General features: G+C 50.6%; 22 protein-coding genes, 2 tRNA genes, 1 pseudogene and 1 other annotated feature. Of the genes and pseudogenes, 24 read left to right on the top strand and 1 reads right to left on the bottom strand.

The window, feature by feature from the left end; genetic code table 11:
• Positions 1–236: 236 nt before the first annotated feature.
• The 8 genes from Q5911_RS13560 (at position 237) to Q5911_RS13525 (ending at position 8,690) form a co-directional block, all read left to right on the top strand.
• Entirely contained in the window at positions 237–611 is a 375-nt protein-coding gene (locus tag Q5911_RS13560) for a BlaI/MecI/CopY family transcriptional regulator (RefSeq protein ID WP_303183570.1), read from the top strand.
• Between the two features lies 1 nt (position 612).
• Entirely contained in the window at positions 613–2,055 is a 1,443-nt protein-coding gene (locus Q5911_RS13555) for a M56 family metallopeptidase (protein WP_303183569.1), read from the top strand.
• Between the two features lie 117 nt (positions 2,056–2,172).
• Positions 2,173–2,245, top strand: a tRNA-Asn gene (locus tag Q5911_RS13550).
• A 663-nt stretch (positions 2,246–2,908) separates the two neighbouring features.
• Positions 2,909–4,222 (top strand): RNA-binding domain-containing protein, encoded by a 1,314-nt coding sequence (locus Q5911_RS13545; protein ID WP_303183566.1) that lies wholly within the window; start codon positions 2,909–2,911, stop codon positions 4,220–4,222.
• Between the two features lie 546 nt (positions 4,223–4,768).
• On the top strand, positions 4,769–5,623 hold the full coding sequence (locus tag Q5911_RS13540) for a nitroreductase family protein (RefSeq protein ID WP_303183564.1): 855 nt from the start codon (positions 4,769–4,771) through the stop codon (positions 5,621–5,623).
• Between the two features lie 47 nt (positions 5,624–5,670).
• Positions 5,671–6,336 (top strand): 4Fe-4S binding protein, encoded by a 666-nt coding sequence (locus Q5911_RS13535; RefSeq protein WP_303183562.1) that lies wholly within the window; start codon positions 5,671–5,673, stop codon positions 6,334–6,336.
• Positions 6,330–7,865 (top strand): ABC transporter permease/substrate-binding protein, encoded by a 1,536-nt coding sequence (locus Q5911_RS13530; RefSeq protein ID WP_303183560.1) that lies wholly within the window; start codon positions 6,330–6,332, stop codon positions 7,863–7,865. The genes Q5911_RS13535 and Q5911_RS13530 overlap by 7 nt, the downstream gene beginning before the upstream one ends.
• Before the next feature lie 12 nt (positions 7,866–7,877).
• Positions 7,878–8,690, top strand: a complete 813-nt coding sequence (locus tag Q5911_RS13525; RefSeq protein ID WP_303183558.1) for an ABC transporter ATP-binding protein — start codon at positions 7,878–7,880, stop codon at positions 8,688–8,690.
• A 64-nt stretch (positions 8,691–8,754) separates the two neighbouring features.
• On the opposite strand, the gene Q5911_RS13520 is transcribed toward Q5911_RS13525, so the two are convergent.
• The gene (locus tag Q5911_RS13520) at positions 8,755–9,384 is read right to left on the bottom strand and encodes an ECF transporter S component (protein ID WP_303183556.1); all 630 of its coding nucleotides are present in this window, start codon (positions 9,382–9,384) and stop codon (positions 8,755–8,757) included.
• Positions 9,385–9,472: 88 nt separating this feature from the next.
• On the opposite strand from Q5911_RS13520, the gene coaBC reads away from it, so the two are divergent.
• The 16 genes and pseudogenes from coaBC to Q5911_RS13440 form a co-directional block, all read left to right on the top strand.
• Positions 9,473–10,663, top strand: coding sequence for a bifunctional phosphopantothenoylcysteine decarboxylase/phosphopantothenate--cysteine ligase CoaBC (gene coaBC, locus Q5911_RS13515; protein ID WP_303183554.1), 1,191 nt, complete (start codon positions 9,473–9,475; stop codon positions 10,661–10,663).
• A gap of 86 nt (positions 10,664–10,749) precedes the next feature.
• Positions 10,750–11,388 carry a lactate utilization protein gene (locus Q5911_RS13510; RefSeq protein ID WP_303183552.1) on the top strand — a complete coding sequence of 213 codons (639 nt, stop codon included), beginning with the start codon at positions 10,750–10,752 and terminating at the stop codon, positions 11,386–11,388.
• 93 nt (positions 11,389–11,481) lie between these two features.
• Positions 11,482–11,553 (top strand) — tRNA-Cys (locus tag Q5911_RS13505).
• A gap of 182 nt (positions 11,554–11,735) precedes the next feature.
• Positions 11,736–12,143, top strand: a pseudogene (locus Q5911_RS13500) (AAA family ATPase); the annotation flags it as partial.
• 209 nt (positions 12,144–12,352) lie between these two features.
• Positions 12,353–12,502, top strand: a complete 150-nt coding sequence (gene rpmG, locus Q5911_RS13495) for a 50S ribosomal protein L33 (protein WP_076781083.1) — start codon at positions 12,353–12,355, stop codon at positions 12,500–12,502.
• Between the two features lie 24 nt (positions 12,503–12,526).
• Positions 12,527–12,724, top strand: coding sequence for a preprotein translocase subunit SecE (gene secE / locus Q5911_RS13490; protein WP_303183546.1), 198 nt, complete (start codon positions 12,527–12,529; stop codon positions 12,722–12,724).
• 17 nt (positions 12,725–12,741) lie between these two features.
• A complete protein-coding gene (gene nusG, locus Q5911_RS13485) occupies positions 12,742–13,257 on the top strand; it encodes a transcription termination/antitermination protein NusG (protein WP_076779585.1) in 516 nt (171 codons plus the stop codon).
• A 52-nt stretch (positions 13,258–13,309) separates the two neighbouring features.
• Positions 13,310–13,735 (top strand): 50S ribosomal protein L11, encoded by a 426-nt coding sequence (gene rplK / locus Q5911_RS13480; protein ID WP_076779583.1) that lies wholly within the window; start codon positions 13,310–13,312, stop codon positions 13,733–13,735.
• Positions 13,736–13,807: 72 nt separating this feature from the next.
• The gene (gene rplA, locus Q5911_RS13475) at positions 13,808–14,500 is read left to right on the top strand and encodes a 50S ribosomal protein L1 (protein WP_076779581.1); all 693 of its coding nucleotides are present in this window, start codon (positions 13,808–13,810) and stop codon (positions 14,498–14,500) included.
• Between the two features lie 197 nt (positions 14,501–14,697).
• On the top strand, positions 14,698–15,177 hold the full coding sequence (locus Q5911_RS13470) for a MarR family winged helix-turn-helix transcriptional regulator (protein ID WP_303183542.1): 480 nt from the start codon (positions 14,698–14,700) through the stop codon (positions 15,175–15,177).
• Positions 15,170–16,903, top strand: a complete 1,734-nt coding sequence (locus Q5911_RS13465; protein WP_303183540.1) for an ABC transporter ATP-binding protein — start codon at positions 15,170–15,172, stop codon at positions 16,901–16,903. The genes Q5911_RS13470 and Q5911_RS13465 overlap by 8 nt, the downstream gene beginning before the upstream one ends.
• The gene (locus Q5911_RS13460) at positions 16,896–18,785 is read left to right on the top strand and encodes an ABC transporter ATP-binding protein (protein ID WP_303183538.1); all 1,890 of its coding nucleotides are present in this window, start codon (positions 16,896–16,898) and stop codon (positions 18,783–18,785) included. The genes Q5911_RS13465 and Q5911_RS13460 overlap by 8 nt, the downstream gene beginning before the upstream one ends.
• Positions 18,786–18,899: 114 nt before the next feature.
• Positions 18,900–19,043: a sequence feature (ribosomal protein L10 leader region), on the top strand.
• A gap of 54 nt (positions 19,044–19,097) precedes the next feature.
• The gene (gene rplJ / locus Q5911_RS13455) at positions 19,098–19,664 is read left to right on the top strand and encodes a 50S ribosomal protein L10 (protein WP_226395009.1); all 567 of its coding nucleotides are present in this window, start codon (positions 19,098–19,100) and stop codon (positions 19,662–19,664) included.
• Between the two features lie 72 nt (positions 19,665–19,736).
• Complete coding sequence (gene rplL, locus Q5911_RS13450; protein WP_076779570.1) at positions 19,737–20,114, top strand: 50S ribosomal protein L7/L12; 378 nt, start codon at positions 19,737–19,739, stop codon at positions 20,112–20,114.
• A gap of 360 nt (positions 20,115–20,474) precedes the next feature.
• Entirely contained in the window at positions 20,475–24,338 is a 3,864-nt protein-coding gene (rpoB, locus tag Q5911_RS13445) for a DNA-directed RNA polymerase subunit beta (RefSeq protein ID WP_076779567.1), read from the top strand.
• Positions 24,339–24,352: 14 nt separating this feature from the next.
• On the top strand, positions 24,353–24,570 hold a 218-nt coding region (locus Q5911_RS13440; protein WP_303183532.1), incomplete at its 3' end, for a hypothetical protein.

Below are 24,570 nucleotides of genomic sequence, written 5' to 3'. Positions count from 1 at the left end.
TGGAAGTGTGGTAACACATGGAGCTGACTGTTACTAATCGGTCGAGGGCATAACCGAATAAGGTTCGGGAGAAGAGATGTAAGATAGAGCGATTTCTTGTATGTGGTTTTGAGGGTACATAGATTAAGAAGAGCTGATAGAAGCTCTTCTTTTTTTGTTGACTTTTCTACGTTTGTAGAATATAATAATTCTACAAACGTAGAAGCAATATGCGAAGGAAGGAGGCGAGAACTGTAATGGAAGAGATAAAGCGTTTGCCGGAGAGTGAACTTGAGATTATGCAGATTATATGGAAGAAGTCCGCTCCGGTTTCCAGGGTGGATATTGAACAGGCCCTGCAGGAGACACATCCGCTGGCGCCGACGACCATTCTCACGCTGCTGACACGTCTCTGCGAAAAGGGCTTTCTATCTCTCAAAAAAGAGGGAAGGAGCAACCTGTATGAGTCGCTGATCACAGAGAAGGAGTATCTGGCAGCGGAGAGCAGATCATTTCTGGACAGGGTGTTTCATGGTTCTGTGGCGTCCTTTGCGACAGCACTCTGTGACAGCGGAGTTACGAAGGAGGAGCTGGAGGAACTGAGGCGTCTTCTTGAGGAGGGAGGGCTGTAGTATGTCAGAGGTGTTTATCCTGTATATGTACCGTATGTTCTGGGCACTGTTTCTGGGAGCGTTGCTGGCAATGGGGTTCAGGAGATCGTGGAATGCGGAGCACAGTAAGATGACGTCATGGATGGAAGACAGGGAGCATGCGGTAGTGTGGCTGGATCCTATTGTGTTTCCTGTTATGATCATATTCTTCGCGGCGATCAATCTGTGGGTATATGGCTCTGATGACGGGGTGGAATATGGTCTCTGTCTGCTTATTGATATTTTTGTGTTTGTGAGCGTCTATTTTACAGGGCTTATGTTTTTGCTGCCTATGCTCAGACGCCGCTACACAGCCAGAACATGTGCGGTACTCTGGTTGGTGCCGGTTTTTCTGTTTTACCAGCCGCATATGCTATACTTGATGAGATCAGAGCCGCCTCTCGCAGTGCTGTACCTGCCGGGGATACTCCTGCGGGTGCTGCTTGCCGTATGGGCGGCAGGATTTCTGGTGTTGTTTGGGACAAAGATCGGCTCCCACATCTGGTTTTCACGCCGCCTGAGACAGCATTCCCGTCCGATCCTGTCCCCTGAGTTGCTGGAGATATGGGAGAAAGTAAGGCGTGATCTGGATATGCACATCCCTGTTGATCTGCGATACTGCAGCCTGATCCGGACACCTCTCACGATCGGGATGAGAAAGAAGAGCAAGGTCACCTATCTGCCGGAGTGCGCTTATGGGGCAGAGGAGGCGGAGCTGATCTTCAGCCATGAACTGCACCATGTGCAGAGACGGGACACCCACACGAAATGTTTCCTGGAGTTCTGCAAGGCGCTTGGCTGGATACACCCGCTTGTGTGGCTGGCGGCCAGGAGGGCGCAGGATGATCTGGAGCTCTCCTGTGATGAGATCGTCCTGGAGAAGGTGGATGCCGTCACACGGCGGAAATATGCGGAGCTTCTCCTCTCAACGGCGGGGGATGGACGTGGGTTTACGACCTGCCTCTCGGCCTCAGCCCGGACGCTGCGGTACCGCATGCGGGCGACTGTGTCAGGAGGGAAGAAAAAGCTTGGGGTTGCCATGCTGTTTACAGTTATGGCTTTGAGTGTCCTTGGTATGGGAAAGATCAGCGTCTCAACAGACAGGACCTCGTTGGCAGAGCTTATCCGGCTTTCAGAGGACAGCCTTTCAGAAGTTTATTTTACGAAAGACGGGGAGGAGATCCAGATCAGTGACTTGGACGGACTGTCCGGGTATCTGTCTTCTTTGCAGGCGGAAAGGCTGATCTACACGTACACGCTGCTTTCTGAACAGGGAGGCTGTGACCTGGAGGGGATTACCTCTTCTGACGCGACATTTCGTATGTCCGGGAGCTATGTGGAGATCTGGTTCCCGGAAAAGAGAAATCCGGTGCTCTGCCGTATGAAGGAGCCCGTTGACTGGCAGAAGATCCAGGCGTTTGAATGACAGATATTTGCTCGGCATACGACATGTACAAGTCTTCATATAGAAATAAATTAGGGCAAAATACTTGAATTCGTGCAGAATATGTGATAATATATTTTCTGTTATGAAGACAGATAATCCTCCTTAGCTCAGTCGGTAGAGCACTCGGCTGTTAACCGAGTTGTCGTTGGTTCAAGTCCAACAGGGGGAGCTTGAAAAGCCCGTAAATTCAATGTTTACGGGTTTTGTTTATTTCCGAGAGCAACGAGCTAAGCGGACATGCTCGCATGTCCATTTGGCGACTGCCGCGAGAGTCAAAGACCATCGGGGGCTTTGAATTTGCAACATGCCCCTCGGGGGCAAAATAAACCGTCTGCTGAAAAAAGCAGGCATTAGATTATTAACCGAAAAATGAACCGGAATTGCGTTGCTGGATGGGTTCCGGTATGTTGCCCGATGGTAAATTTTAAGTTTTACTGTTGGGCTTTTTTTGTGCCTTTTTTCAAGAAGGAGGGAAGTCTTTTGGTATTGAATGAAATGGGAAAACGGCAGCTTTTTCCCTGATCGAAACGGATGTGACCGTGACCGGGAGCAATCAGGTGCTGACGCTTTCCACCTGTACGCCGGGTGCCTGAAAGAAAACAATAAATATATAATCTGTTGTGGTCAGTTTTCTATTCTAACCATAAAATGAAAAGAATGGTTAGAATATGTCACGTATAATCTATAAAATACGTGACAAAATCATGGTATATGGATTGGGGGCACAAGTTTTATCCTTTATTCGGCTATTCTAACCACTTTTCTAACCAATGATTGACAAGAATGGTTAGAAAGGTTAGAATGTGAGTAGAATAATTTGGAGGGAAATAAGATGGTTTTTAAGGAAAGCGAAACAGTGGAATTAAAATCTGTTGTGGTGGATGATATAAAAAAAGAAATTATAGCATTTGCAAATTGCGAAGGTGGGAAATTATATATTGGTGTTCAGGACGATGGAACGGTTATCGGACTGGATGATCCGGACGGAGCTGCCCTGCAGGTCAGCAATATGGTTCGGGATGCGATAAAGCCGGATCTGACGATGTTCTTACATTATGAGACGTTAAATGAGGACGGAAAGCAGATTGTTGCAGTCGATATCCAACAGGGAACGGAACGCCCTTATTATATTGCAAAAAAGGGGCTGCGTCCGGAAGGGGTTTATGTCCGGCAGGGGTATTCCTCAGTACCGGCGACTAATACGGCAATCCGCCGGATGATCAAGGAAACGGATGGAGATCATTTCGAGGATATGAGATCTTTAAATCAGGAGCTGACTTTTGAAGCGGCAAAAAAGCAATTTGCCAAAAAGAATCTTCCTCTGGGCGAAGCACAGATGAAAACGCTGGGGATTATGACGCACGACGGAGTTTATACAAATCTGGGGCTGCTGCTGTCAGATCAGTGTGTGCATACGATCAAGGTGGCCGCTTTTGAAGGAACTACCCAGAGCCAGTTTAAAGACCGTAAAGAATTTTCCGGCTCCCTGTTTCAGCAGATGGACGAAGTGTATGATTACATTGATTTTCGCAATCAGATCCATTCTTCATTCCAGAAGCTGTACCGGATCGATCAGAGAGACTATCCGGAGACAGCAGTCAGGGAGGCACTTTTGAATCTGCTTATCCATCGTGAATATTCCTACCGGGCCAGCAGCTTTGTCAGTCTTTATGCAGACCGGATCGAGTTTACTTCCATTGGAGGGCTTTTAAGCGGAGTTACCCTGAATGATGTGATGATGGGGATATCTGTGTGCCGAAATATAAAACTGGCCAATATATTTTATCGTCTGGAATTGATCGAAGCATACGGAACCGGGATGCGGAAAATAAGGGAGGCTTATTCGGAAACAGGGAAAAAGCCTGAGATTGAAACTTCTGAAAATGCTTTTAAGATCATTCTTCCGAATCTGAATGTCCAGACCGAGACGAAGAAGACGGACGTTAACAAGCCGGCAGATGACGATCAGGAGGAAGCAGTAATTTCTCTGGCAAAAAAGCAGGGTACATTTACAAGAAAAGATGTACAAAAAGAGTTGGGGATCAGTCAGACAACATGCGGACGGTTATTGAAGAAGATGGTTGAAAATGGACAGATCATTCAGGAGGGAAAAAGCCGGAACACACATTACCGGCTTCCTGAGTAACAATAGTAATCGGGGAAACGAGGTCTTAACTGCCTCGTTTTTTCTATGCATTTTGATAGGGAGGAAGGGGAGTTCCTGCAGTGTGCGCAAGCTCCGGAAAAGCGGCGGCTTTTCGCGGTATAATGAATTTGTTTTTACAGAGTATCTACAAAGAAACAGGTAGATAAGAACGAGAATGACATTCCCATGAAAAAGGCTATAGGATACATACAGGGAAAGAGTTCACAAGTACAAGAGTGAACTACATATTAAGAGATCCCTAGTACCTTAAACGCCATGAATATCATCGATGAAGTCACCGGAAAAATGGCAGATCAGTAAAACCATCCGGCAGAGAAGGCGAAGAGAGGGCCTGTGAAAAAACAAAGTCACGTTTTTTCACAGGCCCTTTTTGTGGTTGTCTTAATATACTGTACCTTAAAAACTGTGATAAGTCGGCCCCGAAAGTTACCGACAGGTAACTACGGCACAAAAAAGTGCGTACTTGTAGGCAGGCCGCTTCACTCATAAAATAAGCTCAGAAAATAAATCGGAGATGAGAAATGTATGAATAAGGCACAGTTTGTTGTGGATAAAAATAGGTGTACCGGCTGCGGCATGTGTGTGAAGGTCTGCCCGGGAGGCGTCCTGTCTATGGGAGAGGATGGCAGGGTACAGATAGAAGACTTTCAGGAGTTTGGATGGAGCGGCTGCTGGAAGTGCGAACACTGCCTGGCGGTCTGCCCGGCGGGGGCGATCTCCATCTTTGGGCACTGCCCAAAGGACAGCATCCCTCCGGTGCAAGCGGATGAGGCGTCTCCTGTCATGGACGCTCTGATCGCAAACAGGCACTCCTGCAGGCGCTACCAGGACCGCAGCGTAGATCCGGGCATGATCTGGGATATGATCAGCAGGCTGGCTAATGCGCCCAATGGAGGCAATAAGCAGCAGGTGGAGTTCACCTTGATCGATGACAGAGAAAAGATGGAACGGTTTCGCCGGATAGCCTTTCAGGAGATGGAGATCCTTGCAGGAAAGGGGATTTACCCGGAAGGTTTTGACCGGGATTCCTATGAGGACATGAAGAGATGGCGCGCCACCGTGCGTCCGGATATGCTTTTTTGCGGAGCCCCGCATCTTCTGATCCCACATGCGCCGCTGGGAAAGGGCGAACCGGTGCAGGATGTGCTGATAGCGGGAACATATTTTGAACTGCTCTGCGCCTCCAGAGGGCTGGGGGCTGTGATGCTGACCTTTCCCCTGGGTGCCCTGAAAAGGATGCCCCGGATCAGGGCCATGCTGGAGATCCCGGAAGATCACTATGTCGGGATGATGATCGGATTCGGGTATCCGGAGATATCCTATCAAAGAGGGGTACAGAAGACCGTGGACCCGGGCCGGATACATCGGCCTGCATTTTAGATAGAATTTCAGAAGGCATTTCAGAATACATTTTGGAGGAGGATCTTATGAACGCACAGGAGTGTCTGCAGATTTTAAGAGGTGTTAAGGATGTGACATTTGCTACCACAGATGAAAACGGAAGGCCCAGGGCTCGTATAATCGATGTCATGCTGGTGGAAGAGGGAAGGCTGTATTTCTGCACGGCCCGGGGGAAGGATTTCTACCGGGAGCTGACAGAAGGCGGCTATGTGGCTGTGACCGGGATGAACCGGGCCTTCCAGATGGTCCGGCTTGAGGGAAAAGCCCGGAAGCTGGGGGGACAGAAGAGATGGATCGACAGGATTTTTGAGGAAAATCCAGTTATGAACGATGTCTATCCGGGGGGAAGCAGATACATACTGGAGCCTTTCTGCATGGACAGCGGGCGGATAGAGTTCTTTGACCTTGGCAAGTCGCCCATCCAGCGATTTTGCTTTTCCCTGGGGGATGAGCCTTTGGAGGAGAAAGGATTTTTTATTACAGAAGCCTGCATCGGATGTGGGAAGTGCAGCCGGAATTGCCCGCAGAAGTGTATAGACCGGAAGGCGGAACTTACGGTGCAAGGAGGAGGCAGCAGTGCGCCGGGGACAGCTCTCTATAAGATCCGGCAGGAGAACTGCCTGCACTGCGGGCTGTGCAGGGAAAACTGCCCTGTGGGAGCAATCGTAAAGAGAGGTGAAGAAACATGCTAAGACAAATGGGGACACTTTTAATGGAGAGAAAGGACTTTTTTCTGGGACTTCTGGCCGAACATCTGGGGATCTCTCTGACAGCCATTCTGATCGCTGTGGTGCTGGGAGGACTTGTGGGGATTTTGATCAGTGAATTTGACCGGTCGGCCAAACCCACACTGGCAGTGATCAATTTTCTGTACACCATTCCATCTATCTCTATGCTGGGATTTCTCATTCCCTTTTCTGGTGTGGGAAATGCGACGGCGGTCATTGCTCTTACGGTGTACGCCCTTCTTCCCATGGTGCGGAACACCCATACGGGAATTGTGAACGTGGAGCCGGCTATTCTGGAGGCGGCCAAAGGGATGGGGAGCACCCGGATGCAGATCCTGATAAAGGTACGCCTGCCTCTGGCGATGCCGGTGATCATGTCCGGTATCCGGAGCATGGTGACTATGACCATTGCCCTTGCAGGTATTGCCTCTTTTATAGGCGCCGGCGGGCTGGGCGTTGCCATTTACCGGGGGATCACCACGAACAACAGCGCCATGACCATGGCCGGAAGTGTGCTGATCGCTGCGCTGGCACTGGTAGTAGACTTTATTCTGGGATTTGTGGAAAAAAGGATGCAAAAGCGCAGCGCCAGGGCAAGGAAGACCCACCGGATCTTAGGGGCGGGCGCGGCAGTGATCTGTGCCTGTCTGCTGATCACTTCTTTGCCTGGCAGGCAGACAGGGGATACGATCCGCATTGCCACAAAGCCAATGACGGAGCAGTATGTGCTGGGAGAAATGCTGAAGATCCTGATCGAAAAGGATACAGATCTTCAGGTGGAACTGACCCAGGGGGTAGGCGGCGGCACTTCCAACATCCAGCCGGCTATGGAGAGCGGAGAATTTGACCTGTATCCCGAGTACACCGGCACGGCCTGGAATATGGTGATGAAGGAGGAAGGGCTGTACACGGAGGAGCTGTTTGACGATCTGCAGGCGTTTTACAATGACGAGCTTTCCATGGAGTGGACCGGTATGTACGGGTTCAACAATACCTACGGCCTGGTGGTGCGCCGGGAGATCGCGGAGCAGTATGCTCTGAAGACTTACTCTGATCTTGCCCGGGTTTCGGACCAGCTTGTGTTCGGAGCAGAGTATGATTTCTTCGAGAGAGAAGACGGTTATGATGCTCTGTGCGACACCTATGGCTTTCATTTCAAGGAGACAATGGATCTGGACATTGGGCTGAAGTACCAGGCCATAGACCAGGGACAGATCGATGTCATGGTGATCTTCACCACAGACGGACAACTCTCAGCTTCCGATGTGACTGTGCTGGAGGACGATAAGCAGTTCTATCCGTCTTATCTGTGCGGCAATGTGGTCCGCAGCGAAGTGCTGCAGGAACACCCGGAACTGGAGCAGATCTTTGAACAGGTGACGGGGATTATTTCAGACGGAGACATGGCTTCCATGAATTACCAGGTGGAGACAGAGGGAAGAGAGCCGGAAGATGTGGCGGAAGAGTTCCTTGAGAGCCGGGGACTTCTGTAAGGAGGATGCAAAATGAGTACACTGATAGAATTTAGAAATATCAAAAAGTCATATGGGGAAAAGGTGGTTATGGAGAATTTTGATCTCCAGGTAGACAGGGGAGAGTTCGTCACCATCATCGGCTCCTCGGGATGCGGCAAGACCACAGCGCTCAAGATGGTGAACGGGCTGATCCATCCCGACCAGGGAGATATCCTGATCGATGGTGAGAACATCCGGGAAAAAGACCAGACCCAGCTCAGGCGAAATATCGGCTATGCCATCCAGGGGAGCGTCCTGTTTCCTCACATGACAGTGGAGCAGAACATTTCTTATGTGCCGGATCTACTGAATGGGAGGAACCGGGCAAAGACAAAGGAGGCTGTATCCAAGTGGATGAAGATCGTGGGGCTGGACGAAGAGCTGAAGGAGCGCTATCCGGCGGAACTCTCGGGCGGTCAGCAGCAGAGAGTGGGAATTGCCAGGGCACTGGCTGCATCGCCGGAGATCCTGCTCATGGATGAACCTTTTGGCGCGGTGGATGAGATTACCCGGGGACAGCTCCAGGAGGAGCTTCTGCGGATCTACCAGGAGACGAAGATCACCGTTCTGTTCGTGACCCACGATATAGGGGAGGCGCTGAAGCTGGGGACCAGGGTTCTGGTCATGGATCATGGGAAGATCCAGCAGTACGCTGCTCCGTCGGAGCTTCTGCGCCGCCCGGCCACACCTTTTGTGGAGCGGCTGGTTGAGAAAGAGAGAAGGACCTGCAGCCTGCCGGAGGAGAAGCTGGGGGACTGCGAGTTCAGCGGCGCGGCAGGCGCAGTAAGGGGAGAAGACAGGTGAAAGCATAAAGAGGGGATGCCCCGGGCATTTGTGCCCGGAGCATCCCCTCTTATACTGTCTGTTCTTATATCATAACTTTTTTCATAAATCTCAGTAAGACCTTTCCCAGTGCCAGCACGAGCACGGCCGACGCGATGGCTTCCGGAATGCCGGATGCAGTGATGGTCCCCATGATCAGGCCCCATACGGCCGTGACGCCCACGTTCTGAGCCTGGGCGTACTGCTGGGCGAAGAGCAGGTAGATGCTGCCCATGACAGTCACGGTGTTGACCATAGCTCCCACAAAGCCGGTGATGGGAAGGGCGATAGTCTGGTTTAAGTGCACCTTCTCGAAGAGCTTCCAGAGCCAGCCGGATACTACGCCGATGAGGATGCGGCATCCAACGGAGATCCAGAGCGCTTTCAGAACGCCGGGAAGTCCGGTGGTGCTCATAAAGGGAGAGAAGGCGAAGGACAAAAGGGTCGGTGCCATGGTATTGCTTATGAGAGAGCAGATTCCAAAGACGCCGCCTAAGATGCCGCCTGCCAGTGGTCCTAAGAGCACAGCTCCGAGGATGACCGGAATGTGTACTGTTGTCGCCTTGATGACTGGAAGCTGGATCATGCCAAGCGGTGTGTTCGCGAGGACGATGACGATCGCTGCCATAAGTGCAACACAGACCATCCATCTGGTGTCACGTTTTTTTTCTTTCATTATTCAATTCCTCCTTGTTATCATTCCCGCTGTCGGGATATAATACAATTACGCGGAAAGTATAGCATGAAAGGAAGGATTTTACAATATGCTGAAAGGGAAGACAGTGATCCTGGGAGTGACCGGGGGGATCGCGGCATATAAGAGCGCCTGGCTGACCAGCCTTCTTGTAAAGGCGGGGGCGGACGTGCAGGTGATCATGACAGAACACGCCAGGGAGTTTATAGCGCCACTGACATTTGAGGCGCTGACAAACCAGCGGTGCCATACAGATACATTTGACAGGAACCACGAGTACAGCACAGAGCATGTCTCTCTGGCTTCCCGGGCGGATGCGGTGATCATCGCTCCGGCCACGGCCAACGTCATTGCGAAGCTGGCCTGCGGCATTGCGGACGATATGCTGACGACCACCGTGCTGGCCTGCGACTGCCCAAAGATCGTAGTGCCTGCCATGAACACCAGGATGTACGAAAATCCGGTGACCCAGGACAATCTGGAAAAGCTGAGAAAATACGGGGTGACTGTAGTGGAGCCGGCAGCAGGCCGGCTGGCCTGCGGAGATGTGGGAAAAGGCAAGATGCCGGAGCCGGATGTCCTGTTTCAGTATGTGCTCATGGCCTGCGCCTTTGAAAAGGACATGGCGGGGAAGAAAGTTCTTGTGACAGCAGGCCCTACCCAGGAGCGGATCGATCCGGTGCGCTACATCACCAATCACTCTACCGGGCGGATGGGCTATAGCATCGCGAAGACCTGTGCCCTGCGGGGAGCGGAGGTGACGCTGGTGACCGGGCAGACAGCCCTGGAGCCCCCTCTGTTTGTGGATGTGGTGTCGGTGGTGTCTGCCAGAGATATGTACGAGGCAGTTGTGGAAAGAAGCGGGGAGATGGATGTGATCATCAAGGCCGCGGCGGTGGCGGACTATCGGCCTGCTGTGACAAGTGATGAGAAGATCAAAAAGTCCGACGGAGATATGGCTATCGATATGGAGAGGACCGATGATATCCTGGGCTATCTGGGCAGCTGCAAAAAGCCCGGACAGTTCCTCTGCGGATTTTCCATGGAGACCCAGAACATGCTGGAAAATTCCCGCGCCAAGCTCAGGAAGAAGAACCTGGACATGATCGTGGCCAATAATCTGAAAGTCAAGGGAGCGGGATTTGGAACAGACACCAATGTGGTGACCATCATCACGGCGGACATGGAAAAGGAGCTGGAGCTCATGAGCAAGGATGAGGTGGCGGCAAGGCTGCTGGACGAGATCCTTGCCCGCATCTGAAAGGATAAAGGGCAGCAGGTACACAGCGCGGCGGTTGTGCGCTATAATATATAGAAGATAATAAAAATAAAATGGAGGTAATACATATGGATCCGAACAGAAGAAAGAGAAATGAAATGGCAGCGCAGAGAGTGATCAAAGGGCTGGAGTCCCGGAACATGGAAGGCTATTACGCAGAGTCAAAAGAGGAAGCCCTGAAAAAGGCGCTGGAGCTGATTCCTGAGGGAAGCTCTGTGGGCTGGGGCGGTTCTATGTCCATCAAGGAGATGGGGCTTCTGGACGCTGTCTGTTCAGGAAATTATACGGTTTACAACCGGGATATCTGCAAGACACCGGAGGAGAAGAGAAAGACTCAGCTCCAGATTTTTACCAGCGATTATTTCCTTTGCAGCACAAACGCCATCACAGAGGACGGAGTCCTTGTCAATGTGGACGGCACGGCCAACAGAGTGGCCTGTATCTCCTGGGGGCCTGCCAATGTGGTTATGATCGTGGGCATGAACAAACTGGTGAAGAGTGTGGAGGACGCTGTTTCCCGGGCAAGACACGAGGCAGCTCCTATCAATGCCCAGAGGTTTGGGCTGGACACACCCTGCTCCAAGACCGGCGTGTGCGCTAACTGTAAATCTCCGGATACGGTGTGCTGCCAGGTGCTGGTGACAAGGTATTCCAAGGAGAAAGGGCGGATCAAAGTCATCCTTGTGAACGATGAGATGGGATTTTAAGGAGACAAGCAAAATAGAAATTGTCAAACTTTTCATTGACGAACAGGAAAGAGTTTGCTATAATATGAGTGTTCCGCAAAAACGGGACACTGCGGCGCAGTAGCCAAGTGGTAAGGCACAGGTCTGCAACACCTCGATTCACCGGTTCAAATCCGGTCTGCGCCTCTCAATAAAAAGAGGAAAGAGAAATATCAGCTGAGCTGGTATTTCTCTTTTTCGTATATAAATATTTACCTCAGGGTTCATACTGCAAAACTAAAAAGAACTTCTGCGGGATAGAGGAGTATGTTTATAATGCAACCAGGAAAACAGGACACAGATTAAAAACAGACAGGGAGGATGGCAAAATGGAGGCGAGATCCCAGGCGGCCCGGGACGTGATCGGGCAGGTGGAGCAGGTGATTTTGGGAAAAGAGGATCGGATACGTGAGATCATGACTGCCTTTCTGGCGGGAGGCCATGTGCTGCTGGAGGATATCCCCGGTGTTGGAAAGACCACTCTTGCCATGGCATTTTCCAGGGCCATGGGGCTGTCCTACAGAAGGGTGCAGTTTACGCCGGACGTGCTTCCCTCAGATCTGACCGGCTTCTCTATATATAGAAGGGAAGAAGAGAAATTTGTCTACCAGCCGGGAAGCGTCTTCTGCAACCTGCTTCTGGCGGATGAGATCAACCGGACATCTCCCAAGACTCAGTCTGCGCTTCTTGAGATGCAGAGCGAGATCCATGACGTGTTTGTCAAGGACAAGGTGTATGTCTGCATCCTGGAGCTGATCAGGGCTACCTATGTAGAAAGCTGGATTTAGGAAACACGGGCGAAAAAACGGACTTGACTTCCACTGCCATACTATGGTATATTATTGTGGCGATGGAAGCAGGTCTTTTTTTTATGCCTAAATTTAGGCATCCGGTCAGGACCGCCGGTAACACGTCAACATTAAGAAAATGAAGCGAGGTGGAAGTTGTGCGTACAAGAATTACTTTAGAGTGTACAGAATGCAAGCAGCGTAACTACAACATGACAAAGGATAAGAAAACTCATCCGGAGCGCATGGAAACCAAGAAATACTGCAGATTCTGTAAATCACACACATTGCACAAAGAAACAAAATAGTCGCTGGCAAAAGGAGTGAATGTCGTGAGTAAAGAAAAAACTCAGAAGAAGAGCTGGTTCAAAGGTCTTAGCTCAGAATTCAAGAAGATCATCTGGCCAGACAAAGTGACACTTGCGAAACAGACAGTAGCGGTTGTTTGCGTATCCGTAGTGCTGGGAGTCATCATCGCGATTATCGACTTCGTTGCACAGTATGGGATAGATTTTTTAATAGGACTGTAAGCAAGAAAGGTGATTATATGTCAGAGGCAAAATGGTATGTTGTTCATACTTATTCCGGGTATGAGAACAAAGTGAAAGCCAACATTGACAAGACAGTGGAGAACAGACATCTGGAGGAGCAGATCCTGGAGGTGCGGGTTCCACTGGAGGATGTTGTGGAGAACAAGAACGGGGTGCAGAAAGTGACACAGAAAAAGATGTTCCCCGGCTATGTGCTCATTCACATGATCATGAATGACGATACATGGTATGTAGTCCGCAACACAAGAGGCGTGACAGGGTTTGTGGGTCCCGGTTCCAAGCCGGTTCCCCTGACAGACGAGGAGATGGCGCCCCTTGGCATCCAGCGCGAGAACTACGTGGTGGATTACGAGGTGGGCGACAGCGTCAAGGTCATCGCCGGTGCGTGGGCGGATACGGTGGGTGTTGTGCAGTCCATCAACGCCGCAAAGCAGAGCCTGACCATCAATGTTGAGCTGTTTGGCCGCGAAACGCCAGTAGAAATAAGTTTCGCTGAAGTGAAAAAATTGTAGTCAGTAGTGGGAGGGACATGTGTCCCGACAATACCACAAGGAGGTAATGAAAATGGCAAAAAAAGTAGAAGGTTATATCAAATTACAGATTCCTGCCGGCAAGGCAACTCCGGCTCCTCCGGTCGGACCTGCACTTGGACAGCACGGAGTTAACATCGTTGAGTTCACAAAGCAGTTCAATGCCAGAACAGCTGACCAGGGAGATCTGATCATTCCTGTAGTAATCACCGTTTACAACGACAGAAGCTTCAGCTTCGTTACAAAGACACCTCCGGCAGCAGTCCTGATCAAGAAGGCCTGCAATCTGAAATCCGGTTCCGGTGTGCCGAACAAACAGAAAGTTGCAAAGATCACAAAGGCTCAGCTCCAGGAGATCGCTGAGACAAAGATGCCTGACCTGAATGCAGCAAGCCTTGAGGCAGCTATGAGCATGATCGCAGGTACATGCAGGAGCATGGGTGTTACAGTAGAAGAGTAGAGCGATTTGAGTCAACAGGAACAGTAAGTGGGAGGGTTATCCCGACATTACCACAAGGAGGTATTTTTTAAAATGAAAAGAGGAAAGAAATATACAGAAGCTGCAAAAGCTATCGAGAGAGGAACACTCTACGACAGAGATGAAGCAATTTCTTTAGTAAAGAAGACAGCAGTGGCAAAATTCGATGAGACCATCGAGGCTCACATCAGAACAGGCTGTGACGGACGTCATGCTGATCAGCAGATCCGCGGCGCCGTTGTACTGCCTCACGGAACTGGTAAGAAAGTCCGCATCCTTGTATTTGCAAAAGACGCAAAGGCTGAGGAGGCAAAGGCAGCAGGAGCTGACTATGTAGGAGGCGACGAGCTGATCCCGAAGATCCAGAACGAGAACTGGTTTGAGTTCGATGTTGTAGTTGCTACACCAGATATGATGGGTGTTGTTGGACGTCTCGGACGTGTACTTGGACCTAAAGGCCTGATGCCGAACCCGAAGGCCGGAACAGTAACAATGGACGTTACAAAGGCTATCCAGGACATCAAAGCTGGTAAGATCGAATACAGACTTGACAAGACAAACATTATCCATGTGCCGATCGGTAAGGCTTCCTTTACCGAGGAGCAGCTTGCAGACAACTTCCAGACGCTTATTGATGCAGTCAACAAAGCCAGACCGGCAGCTGTTAAGGGTCAGTTCTTAAAGAGCGTGACACTTACTTCTACAATGGGACCTGGCGTGAAGCTTAACCCGGTTAAGCTGGCTTAATCAGAAGCCCGAATTGACGCATATAGAAAGTCTGCCGCTTTTGAGGACACAGAGTTCTCGGGCGGCGGGCTTTTTTTTGAGCAGGCTTTTTGAAAAGTATGTGTTGACAATACATCGTATTGGTATATAATATATTGTTAGTTCCCGAATTGTTAGCAACCGAACAACAAAAAAGGGGAACGGGAAAGGATGGAGTTATGTCGGAAGATGCAGGGAAGTGGATCAACCGTGTTTCCCATCAATTGAAGAGACAGATGTCCTGTACGGACCGGCAGGCGGACGATCTAACGAACATGCAGAAACACATTCTGCATTTTATTTTGCTTGAAACCATGCACAGGGATCTGTTCCAGAAGGATCTGGAGAAGGAGTTCAAGGTCCGCAGGTCCACGGCCACGGGAATCCTTCAACTTTTGGAGAAAAAAGGGTATCTCTACCGGGAGCCGGTGAAGGAGGATGCCAGGCTGAAGCGCATTGTGCCGACGGAAAAAGCGGCAAAGCTTCGGGGAGACCTGTTGAAAAACATCCGCAGGAGCGAAGCGCGCTTAAGAAGAGGAATTTCGGAGGAAGATATGGACGTGTTCATAGAAGTGCTCAAGCAGATATCCTCCAATCTGTCCTGCGGGGAAAAGCAAAAGGAAATAAGTATGGAAAGAAAGGGAGAGTCAGATGAATAGGAAACTACTGAAATCTGTGCGGGAGTACAAGAAGCAGGCGTTCCTGGCACCTGTACTGGTGACGCTGGAGGTGCTGCTGGAAGTACTGATCCCGCTTCTGATGGCCAATATCATTGACATCGGAATCATGGAAGGAAATATGGACTACATTATAAAGATGGGCATCGTCCTTGTCATCATGGCTATGCTGTCGCTTGCGTTTGGCGCAAAAGCGGGGCAGGTGGCTGCTGTCGCGGCTGCCGGCTATGCCAAGAACCTGCGGCATGACATCTTTTATAAGATCCAGGAATTTTCATTTGGAAATATTGATCATTTTTCAACACCCAGCCTTGTGACGAGGCTGACTACAGATATCACCAACGTGCAGATGGCATTTATGTTTAGTATCCGTATGCTGGCGAGAGCTCCCATCATGGTGGTGCTGTCCTGGATCATGACAGCCACTATCAGCCTGAAGATCGCATTTCTCATGCTGATTACGATCCCCATCCTGGGAGGCGTTCTGATCTTTATCGCAAAGAAGGCGCACCCTCATTTTATCCAGGTGTTTGACGAGTATGATATACTGAACAACACAGTGCAGGAGAATGTAAATGCTGCCAGAGTGGTAAAGGCCTATGTGCGGGAGGAACACGAGAATGAGAAGTTCCACAAGATTTCCCTGAAAGTGTTTGATCTGTTCACAAAGGCTGAGAAGCTGGTGGCGTGGAACTCCCCTGTTATGAACTTTGTCATGTACACAGTGGTCCTCCTCATTGTTCTCATTGGAGGAGAGGACATTGTGCTTGGAAATATGATGACAGGTGAGCTTACAAGTATCATGGTATATGCCATGCAGATCCTCATGTCCCTGATGATGGTATCCTTTGTCTTTGTCATGATCATGATTGCTGAGGCTTCTTCTGACCGTATCAAAGAGGTGCTTGAGGAAGTGCCGGAGATGGTGGATAAAGAGGATGCCCTGACAGAGGTGGTGAACGGGGATATTGATTTTGAACATGTGGACTTCAGCTATGCAGGGGAGGACGGCAACCTGTCTCTGAAGGATGTGAACCTTCATATTAAGAGCGGACAGATTGTCGGCATCATCGGCGGCACCGGAAGCGCCAAGTCCACTCTGGTGCAGCTCATCCCAAGGCTCTACGATGTGACCAGAGGCTGTGTGAAGGTGGGCGGCCAGGATGTGCGGAAATACAATCTGGAAAAACTCCGGGATCAGGTGTCCATGGTGCTCCAGAAAAACGTGCTTTTCACGGGAAGTATTTACGAAAATATCCGCTGGGGAGATGAGAGCGCCAGCAATGAAGAGGTCAGGAGAGTGTGCCAGCTGGCCCAGGCTGACGGATTTATCAGTGAGTTCCCGGCGGGATACAACACCATGATCGTAGAGGGAGGAAACAATGTGTCCGGCGGACAGAAACAGAGACTGTGTATCGCCAGAGCCCTCCTGAAGAAACCGAAGATCCTGATCCTGGACGACTCCACCAGCGCGGTGGATACAAGGACAGACGCCCTGATCCGCAAGGCTTTCAGGGAGGAGATCCCGGATACCACAAAGATCATCATTGCCCAGAGGATCTCCTCTGTGGAGGACGCTGACATGATCATTGTCATGGACAATGGAAAGATCGATGGTATCGGAACATCTGAGGAACTTCTGAAGACCAATGCGATCTACCGGGAAGTATACGAATCACAGGTGAAAGGAGGAAATGACAATGAGTAAAAATGGAAAACCCAAAGTGACCAAGAACACGATCAAGACAGCAAAAAGACTCCTTGGCTATGTGACGAGCACATATAAGGCGCAGTTTGTGCTGGTGCTGCTGTGCATCCTGATCAGCTCCATTGCCAGCATCTCTGTCTCCTTATCCCTGCGCTATCTGCTGGATGATTTTATCATTCCCCTGATCGGGCGTGAGGATCCGGATTTTTCTGAGCTGTACATGGCACTGACTGTGCTGTGCTGCATTTTTGCGATGGGTGTAGTGTCCACCTTCCTCTACACAAGGACCATGGTCATCATCGGACAGGGTGTGCTTAAAAGGGTCAGAGATGAGATGTTTGAACACATGCAGACCCTGCCGATCCGCTATTTTGACCAGAATACAAACGGCTCCATCATGAGTCTTTACACGAACGATACAGATACGCTGCGCCAGATGATCAACCAGTCCATCCCCCAGGTGCTCATGTCTGCGCTGATGATCGTGGTCACGTTCATCGCTATGCTTGTGCTGAGCCCCATCCTGACGGTGCTGGCCATTGTGGTGATCCTTCTGATGATCGCTGTGTCCAGGTTCATCGGAGGTAACAGCGGGAAATATTTCATCCGGCAGCAGTTGGACCTGGCCAATATCACGGGATTTGTAGAAGAGCGGATGAACGGCCAGAGAGTGGTGAAAGTCTTCAACCATGAAAAGAAATCAGAGGAAGAATTTGATGTGCTCAATGAAAAGCTCTTCGAGAGTGCTTCAAACGCCCATACATTTGCCAGCATCATGGGACCTGTCATCGGAAATATCGGGAATCTGCAGTTTGTACTGACAGCTGTGCTGGGTGGATTTCTCTCCATTATGGGCATTGGAAATATCACGCTGGGCGTTATGGCCTCCTACCTGCAGTTTACAAAGAGCTTTACGCAGCCCTTCATGCAGGTGGCGCAGCAGTTCAACTCCATCATCATGGCTCTTGCGGGTGCAGAGCGCATCTTTAAGATGATGGATGAGGCCCCGGAGGTGGACGAAGGGTATGTGACTCTTGTCAATGCAAGAAAGAAAGAGGATGGCACCATCGAGGAGTGCAAAGAGCGCACCGGCATGTGGGCCTGGAAACATCCTCACCAGGCAGAGGGCACTGTCACATATACGGAGCTGAAAGGCGATGTGCGGTTCTTTGATATGTCTTTTGGATATGAACCGGACCACATGGTGCTCCACGACCTGACACTCTATGCGAAGCCGGGGCAGAAGCTGGCCTTCGTGGGATCGACAGGCGCGGGAAAGACCACCATTACCAACCTGATCAACCGGTTCTACGACGTGCAGGATGGAAAAATCCGCTATGACGGCATCAATATCAACAAGATCAAAAAGGCAGACCTGCGCCGCTCCCTGGGGATCGTGCTTCAGGATACCCATCTGTTTACGGGAACTATCATGGACAATATCCGTTACGGAAAGCTGGATGCCACGGACGAGGAAGTGTACAACGCGGCAAAACTGGCCCATGCGGATCGGTTCATCCAGATGCTCCCCCAGGGCTATAACACTATGCTCACCAGCGACGGAGAGGAACTCTCTCAGGGGCAGCGCCAGCTCCTGGCTATTGCCAGAGCTGCTGTGGCAGATCCGCCGGTGCTGATCCTGGATGAGGCTACATCCAGCATTGACACCCGCACGGAGAGCATTGTGCAGAAGGGTATGGATAACCTGATGAAAGGGCGCACGGTATTTGTCATTGCCCACAGGCTCTCCACGATCCGGAACAGCGACGCCATCATGGTGCTGGAGCACGGCCGGATCATTGAGAGAGGAACTCACGAGGATCTGCTGGCTCTGAAGGGAACCTACTATCAGCTGTACACAGGAAAGCTGGAGCTGTCATAGGGATTATATAGGTCCTATAGATTATATAAAATAGAGATAAAACGTGCCGGAATGATCTGGCAGAATGATCTGGCAGAATGAAAAAAGATATTGACAAAAAACGAGAAACATGCTAAATTACAATGGTAACTGCCGAAGACAGCAGGTGCTGAAAAGCGTAAGTATGAAAACGCCTGCCGAGGAAGAATAGATTTAGTACGTGTGTATGAATTTCTAACCCTCTGTGTCTTTGGATGCGGAGGGTATTTTTATTCAGCCATAAATCTGTCGGCGGTGCAAGAACCAAAAATCTAACAAGGAGGTGCACCATTCGTGGCAAAAGTTGAGTTAAAACAGCCTATCGTTCAGGCAATTGTTGATGACATCACAGGCGCTGAGTCAGTCGTTCTGGTTGACTACCGCGGATTAACTGTTGCACAGGACACAGAGCTCCGTAAACAGTTAAGAGAAGCAGGGATCATCTACAAAGTCTGCAAGAACACAATGATGAAGAGAGCTTTTGAGGGAACAGAGTTTGCAGCTCTGGAAGAGCATCTGGAAGGCCCAAGCGCGATCGCTATCTCTAAAGATGACGCGACAGCTCCGGCAAGAATCCTGTGCAAGTTCGCTAAAGATGCGAAGGCTCTTGAGTTAAAAGGCGGTGTTGTTGAGGGCACTGTATATGACGTAGCCGGGCTGACTGAGCTGGCTAAGATCCCGTCAAGAGAAGAACTTCTCTCCAGACTGCTTGGAAGCATGCAGTCACCTATTACAAACTTTGCTCGTGTTATCAAGCAGATCGCAGAGCAGGGTGGAGAGGCCGCTCCCGCAGAGGAGAGCGCAGAGGCTGCAGCTGAGGAAGCTCCCGCAGCAGAGGCAGCTGAGACACCGGCTGAGTAGACAGCAGACCGGAACATAAAAATAGTAAAGACTATAAAAGTAATGAAAAGAAATTAAATGGAGGACAATGAAATGGCTAAGTTAACAACAGCTGAAATGATCGAAGCGATCAAAGAGTTATCAGTATTAGAATTAAACGAGTTAGTTAAAGCATGCGAAGAAGAGTTCGGCGTATCTGCAGCAGCAGGCGTTGTAGTTGCAGCAGCAGGCGGAGACGGAGCTGCAGCAGCTGAGGAGAAAGATGAGTTTGATGTAGAGCTTGTAGCAGCAGGCGCATCCAAAGTTAAGGTTATCAAAGTTGTTCGTGAGCTCACAGGTCTTGGCCTGAAAGAGGCTAAAGAGCTTGTTGACGGCGCACCGAAGGTTATCAAAGAGGGCGTTTCCAAGGCAGAGGCTGAGGAGATCAAAGCTAAACTTGAGGGCGAAGGTGCAGAGGTTAACCTTAAATAATTTGTTTGTTCACAGTGTAAATCTGAACATGATAAATTGTGCGTAAAAAATAAAGGCCGCTTGCGGGTTCTGTGACAGGAATTCCGCGAGCGGCCTTTTTTGCCCTGTGGGACACAATTGCACGGGTATGGATGTACAACGGGACACCAGTTGACTTAATTCCGGACGTAACCCTTTTCAAAAGGGTTACGTCCGGAATTAAAAAATCCTTGACAAGGTTCTGACGCTTGTTGTATTATATAGGGTGCATCATTATGAAAAACTGTGTCATGAATCATGGCACAATGTGCGAGAGTGTAATAAAAACGGGGGTTTGCTCGGTTAAACCTCACAAAAAATAAACGAGGAGTGAAACGTCATATGGAGAAAAACAGAATTCGTCCTATTAAAAGTGGAAAAAATTCACGCATGAGTTATTCCAGACAGAAAGAAGTGCTTCAGATGCCCAATCTGATAGAAGTCCAGAAAGACTCCTACCAGTGGTTCCTTGACGAGGGGTTAAAGGAGGTATTTGATGACATTTCTCCGATCACAGACTACAGTGGTCATCTCAGTCTGGAGTTTGTGGATTTCACCTTGTGCGAGAAAGACGTAAAGTACTCGATCGAGGAGTGCAAGGAGCGGGACGCCACCTATGCTGCTCCGCTGAAGGTGCGCGTAAGACTTCATAATAAGGAGACAGACGAGATCAATGAACATGAGATATTCATGGGTGACCTGCCGCTGATGACAGCGACAGGAACTTTTGTGATCAATGGTGCAGAGCGAGTTATCGTAAGTCAGCTCGTGCGCTCGCCTGGTATCTACTACGGCATTGCGCATGACAAGCTGGGCAAAAGGCTGTTTTCCTCCACTGTCATTCCAAACCGGGGAGCATGGCTGGAATATGAGACAGATTCAAATGACGTTTTCTATGTGCGTGTAGACAGAACAAGGAAGGTGCCGATCACTGTGCTGATCCGCGCCCTCGGTATCGGAACGAATCCTGAGATCATCGAGCTGTTCGGCGAGGAGCCCAAGATCCTGGCCAGCTTTGAGAAGGATGCTGCAACCAACTACCAGGAAGGTCTTCTGGAACTGTACAAGAAGATCCGTCCGGGCGAGCCGCTTGCAGTGGACAGCGCAGAGAGCCTGATCACAAGCATGTTCTTTGACCCGAGACGCTACGACCTTGCCAAAGTCGGACGCTATAAATTCAACAAGAAGCTGATGCTCAGAAACCGCATCGCAGGCCATGTGCTGGCTGAGGATGCAGTGAGTCCCATCACAGGTGAAGTGATCGCTGAGGCGGGCACAAAGCTGACAAGAGAGATGGCGGATGCGATCCAGAACGCAGCTATTCCTTATGTGTGGATCGACAAGCCGGAGGAGGAGCGGAAAGTAAAAGTCCTCTCCAACATGATGGTGGATCTTCAGTCCATCGTGGACATTGATCCCCAGGAAGTGGGCGTCACAGAGCTGGTATACTACCCTGTCCTGGCAGGCCTTCTGGAGGAGACCGCCGGGGATATCGATGAGCTCAAGAGCGCCATCAAGAGGGATATCCACGACCTGATCCCGAAGCATATTACAAAGGAAGACATCCTTGCTTCCATTAACTATAACATCCATCTTGAGTATGGACTTGGAAATGACGATGACATCGACCACTTGGGCAACCGCCGTATCCGTGCTGTGGGCGAGCTTCTGCAGAACCAGTACAGAATCGGTCTGTCCCGTCTGGAGAGAGTTGTCCGCGAGAGAATGACGACACAGGATCTGGAGGGTATCTCTCCCCAGTCCCTGATTAATATCAAACCGGTGACCGCTGCGGTGAAAGAGTTCTTCGGATCTTCCCAGCTGTCCCAGTTTATGGACCAGAACAACCCGCTGGGTGAGCTGACTCACAAGAGACGTCTGTCCGCCCTCGGACCGGGAGGTCTTTCCAGAGACCGTGCAGGTTTCGAGGTCCGCGACGTACATTACTCCCACTACGGAAGAATGTGTCCCATCGAGACCCCTGAGGGTCCCAACATCGGTCTGATCAACTCCCTTGCCACATACGCAAGGATCAACCAGTACGGATTCGTGGAGGCTCCGTACCGCAAGATCGATAAGTCCGATCCGAAAAACCCGAGAGTTACGGATGAAGTTGTCTACATGACAGCGGACGAAGAAGATAATTACCATGTAGCACAGGCGAATGAGCCCCTGGATGCAGAGGGACATTTCGTGCACAAGAATGTATCCGGTCGTTACCGCGAGGAGACACAGGAGTACGAGCGCACCATGTTCGACTACATGGACGTGTCTCCTAAGATGGTATTCTCCGTGGCGACAGCCCTGATCCCCTTCCTGGAGAACGACGACGCCAACCGTGCGCTGATGGGATCCAACATGCAGCGTCAGGCCGTTCCGCTTCTTATGACAGAGGCTCCGGTGGTTGGTACAGGTATGGAAGAAAAAGCTGCCGTTGACTCAGGCGTGTGTGTGCTGGCAGAAGAGGGCGGTATCGTGGAGAGATCCACATCCAATGAGATTACCATTCGCCAGGATGACAACACACTGAAAAAATACAAGCTGACTAAATTCCAGCGAAGCAACCAGAGCAACTGCTACAACCAGAGACCCATTGTCTTCAAAGGCGACAGAGTGGAGAAAGGCGAGGTCATTGCAGACGGACCTTCCACATCCAACGGCGAGATGGCTCTTGGAAAGAACCCTCTGATCGGATTCATGACATGGGAAGGTTACAACTACGAGGATGCTGTTCTCTTAAGTGAGAGACTGGTACAGGACGACGTTTACACATCCATTCATATAGAAGAGTACGAGGCTGAGGCCCGCGACACCAAGTTAGGACCCGAGGAGATCACAAGAGACATCCCGGGCGTGGGCGATGATGCCCTGAAGAACCTGGATGAGAGAGGAATCATCCGCATTGGTGCGGAGGTCCGCGCAGGCGATATCCTGGTAGGTAAAGTGACTCCAAAGGGAGAGACCGAGCTGACAGCAGAGGAGAGACTTCTTCGCGCCATCTTTGGTGAGAAGGCAAGAGAGGTAAGAGATACATCTCTGAAAGTGCCTCACGGCGAGTACGGTATCGTAGTGGACGCTAAAGTGTTCACAAGAGAGAACGGCGACGAGCTGTCACCTGGCGTAAACCAGGCAGTCCGCATCTACATCGCTCAGAAGAGAAAGATCTCCGTGGGTGACAAGATGGCCGGACGTCACGGAAACAAGGGTGTCGTTTCCCGCGTGCTTCCTGTGGAAGATATGCCGTTCCTGCCAAACGGACGTCCTCTGGACATCGTGCTGAACCCTCTGGGCGTGCCTTCCCGTATGAACATCGGACAGGTGCTTGAGATCCATCTGTCACTGGCTGCCAAGGCGCTTGGCTTTAACATTGCCACACCGGTCTTTGACGGTGCGGACGAGAACGACATCATGGACACACTTGACCTGGCAAATGACTACGTGAACTTAAGCTGGGAAGAGTTTGAGGCTAAACATAAAGAAGAACTGCTGCCGGAGGTGCTCCAGTACCTGTCCGACAACAGAGATCACAGAGAACTGTGGAAGGGCGTGCCGATTTCCAGAGACGGAAAAGTGCGCCTGCGCGATGGACGTACCGGAGAATTCTTTGACAGCCCGGTTACCATCGGACACATGCATTACCTGAAACTGCACCACCTGGTAGACGATAAGATCCACGCCCGCTCTACCGGTCCTTACTCACTGGTAACCCAGCAGCCTCTTGGAGGAAAAGCCCAGTTCGGCGGCCAGCGTTTCGGAGAGATGGAGGTGTGGGCTCTGGAGGCCTACGGTGCATCCTACACTCTGCAGGAGATCCTGACAGTGAAATCCGACGATGTGGTGGGACGTGTGAAGACATACGAAGCCATCATCAAGGGGGAGAATATTCCGGAGCCAGGTATTCCGGAGGCCTTCAAGGTACTGCTCAAAGAGCTGCAGTCACTGGCCCTCGATGTGCGCGTACTCCGCGACAACGAAGAGGTGGAGATCCTGGAGTCTGTCGATATGGGCGAGACCGATTTCCGTTCACTGATGAACGAAGACCGGAAGTACCGGGGTGATGACGAGAATCTGGGAGACCACGGCTACACAGCCCAGGAATTCCAGGGCGAGGAGCTTGTGGATGTGGAAGAGTCTGAGAGCGACGAGAGCTATGAAGACGACGATCTGGGTATAGAGTTTAACGAAATATCAGACGATGAATTTTAGGAAGGGGTGCCAGTATGCCGGAAACAAAAAAGGAACAAACCTATCAGACAATGACCTTTGACGCCATCAAGATCGGGTTGGCGTCACCGGAAAAGATACTTGAGTGGTCCAGGGGCGAGGTAACAAAGCCCGAGACCATCAACTACAGGACGCTGAAACCGGAAAAGGACGGCCTGTTCTGTGAGCGCATCTTCGGACCCAGCAAGGACTGGGAGTGTCATTGTGGTAAATA

Source organism: Lachnoclostridium phocaeense, assembly GCF_959599685.1.
GTDB classification, from domain to species: Bacteria; Bacillota; Clostridia; order Lachnospirales; family Lachnospiraceae; genus Claveliimonas; species Claveliimonas monacensis.
This window is presented reverse-complemented; position numbering and strand designations above follow the sequence as displayed.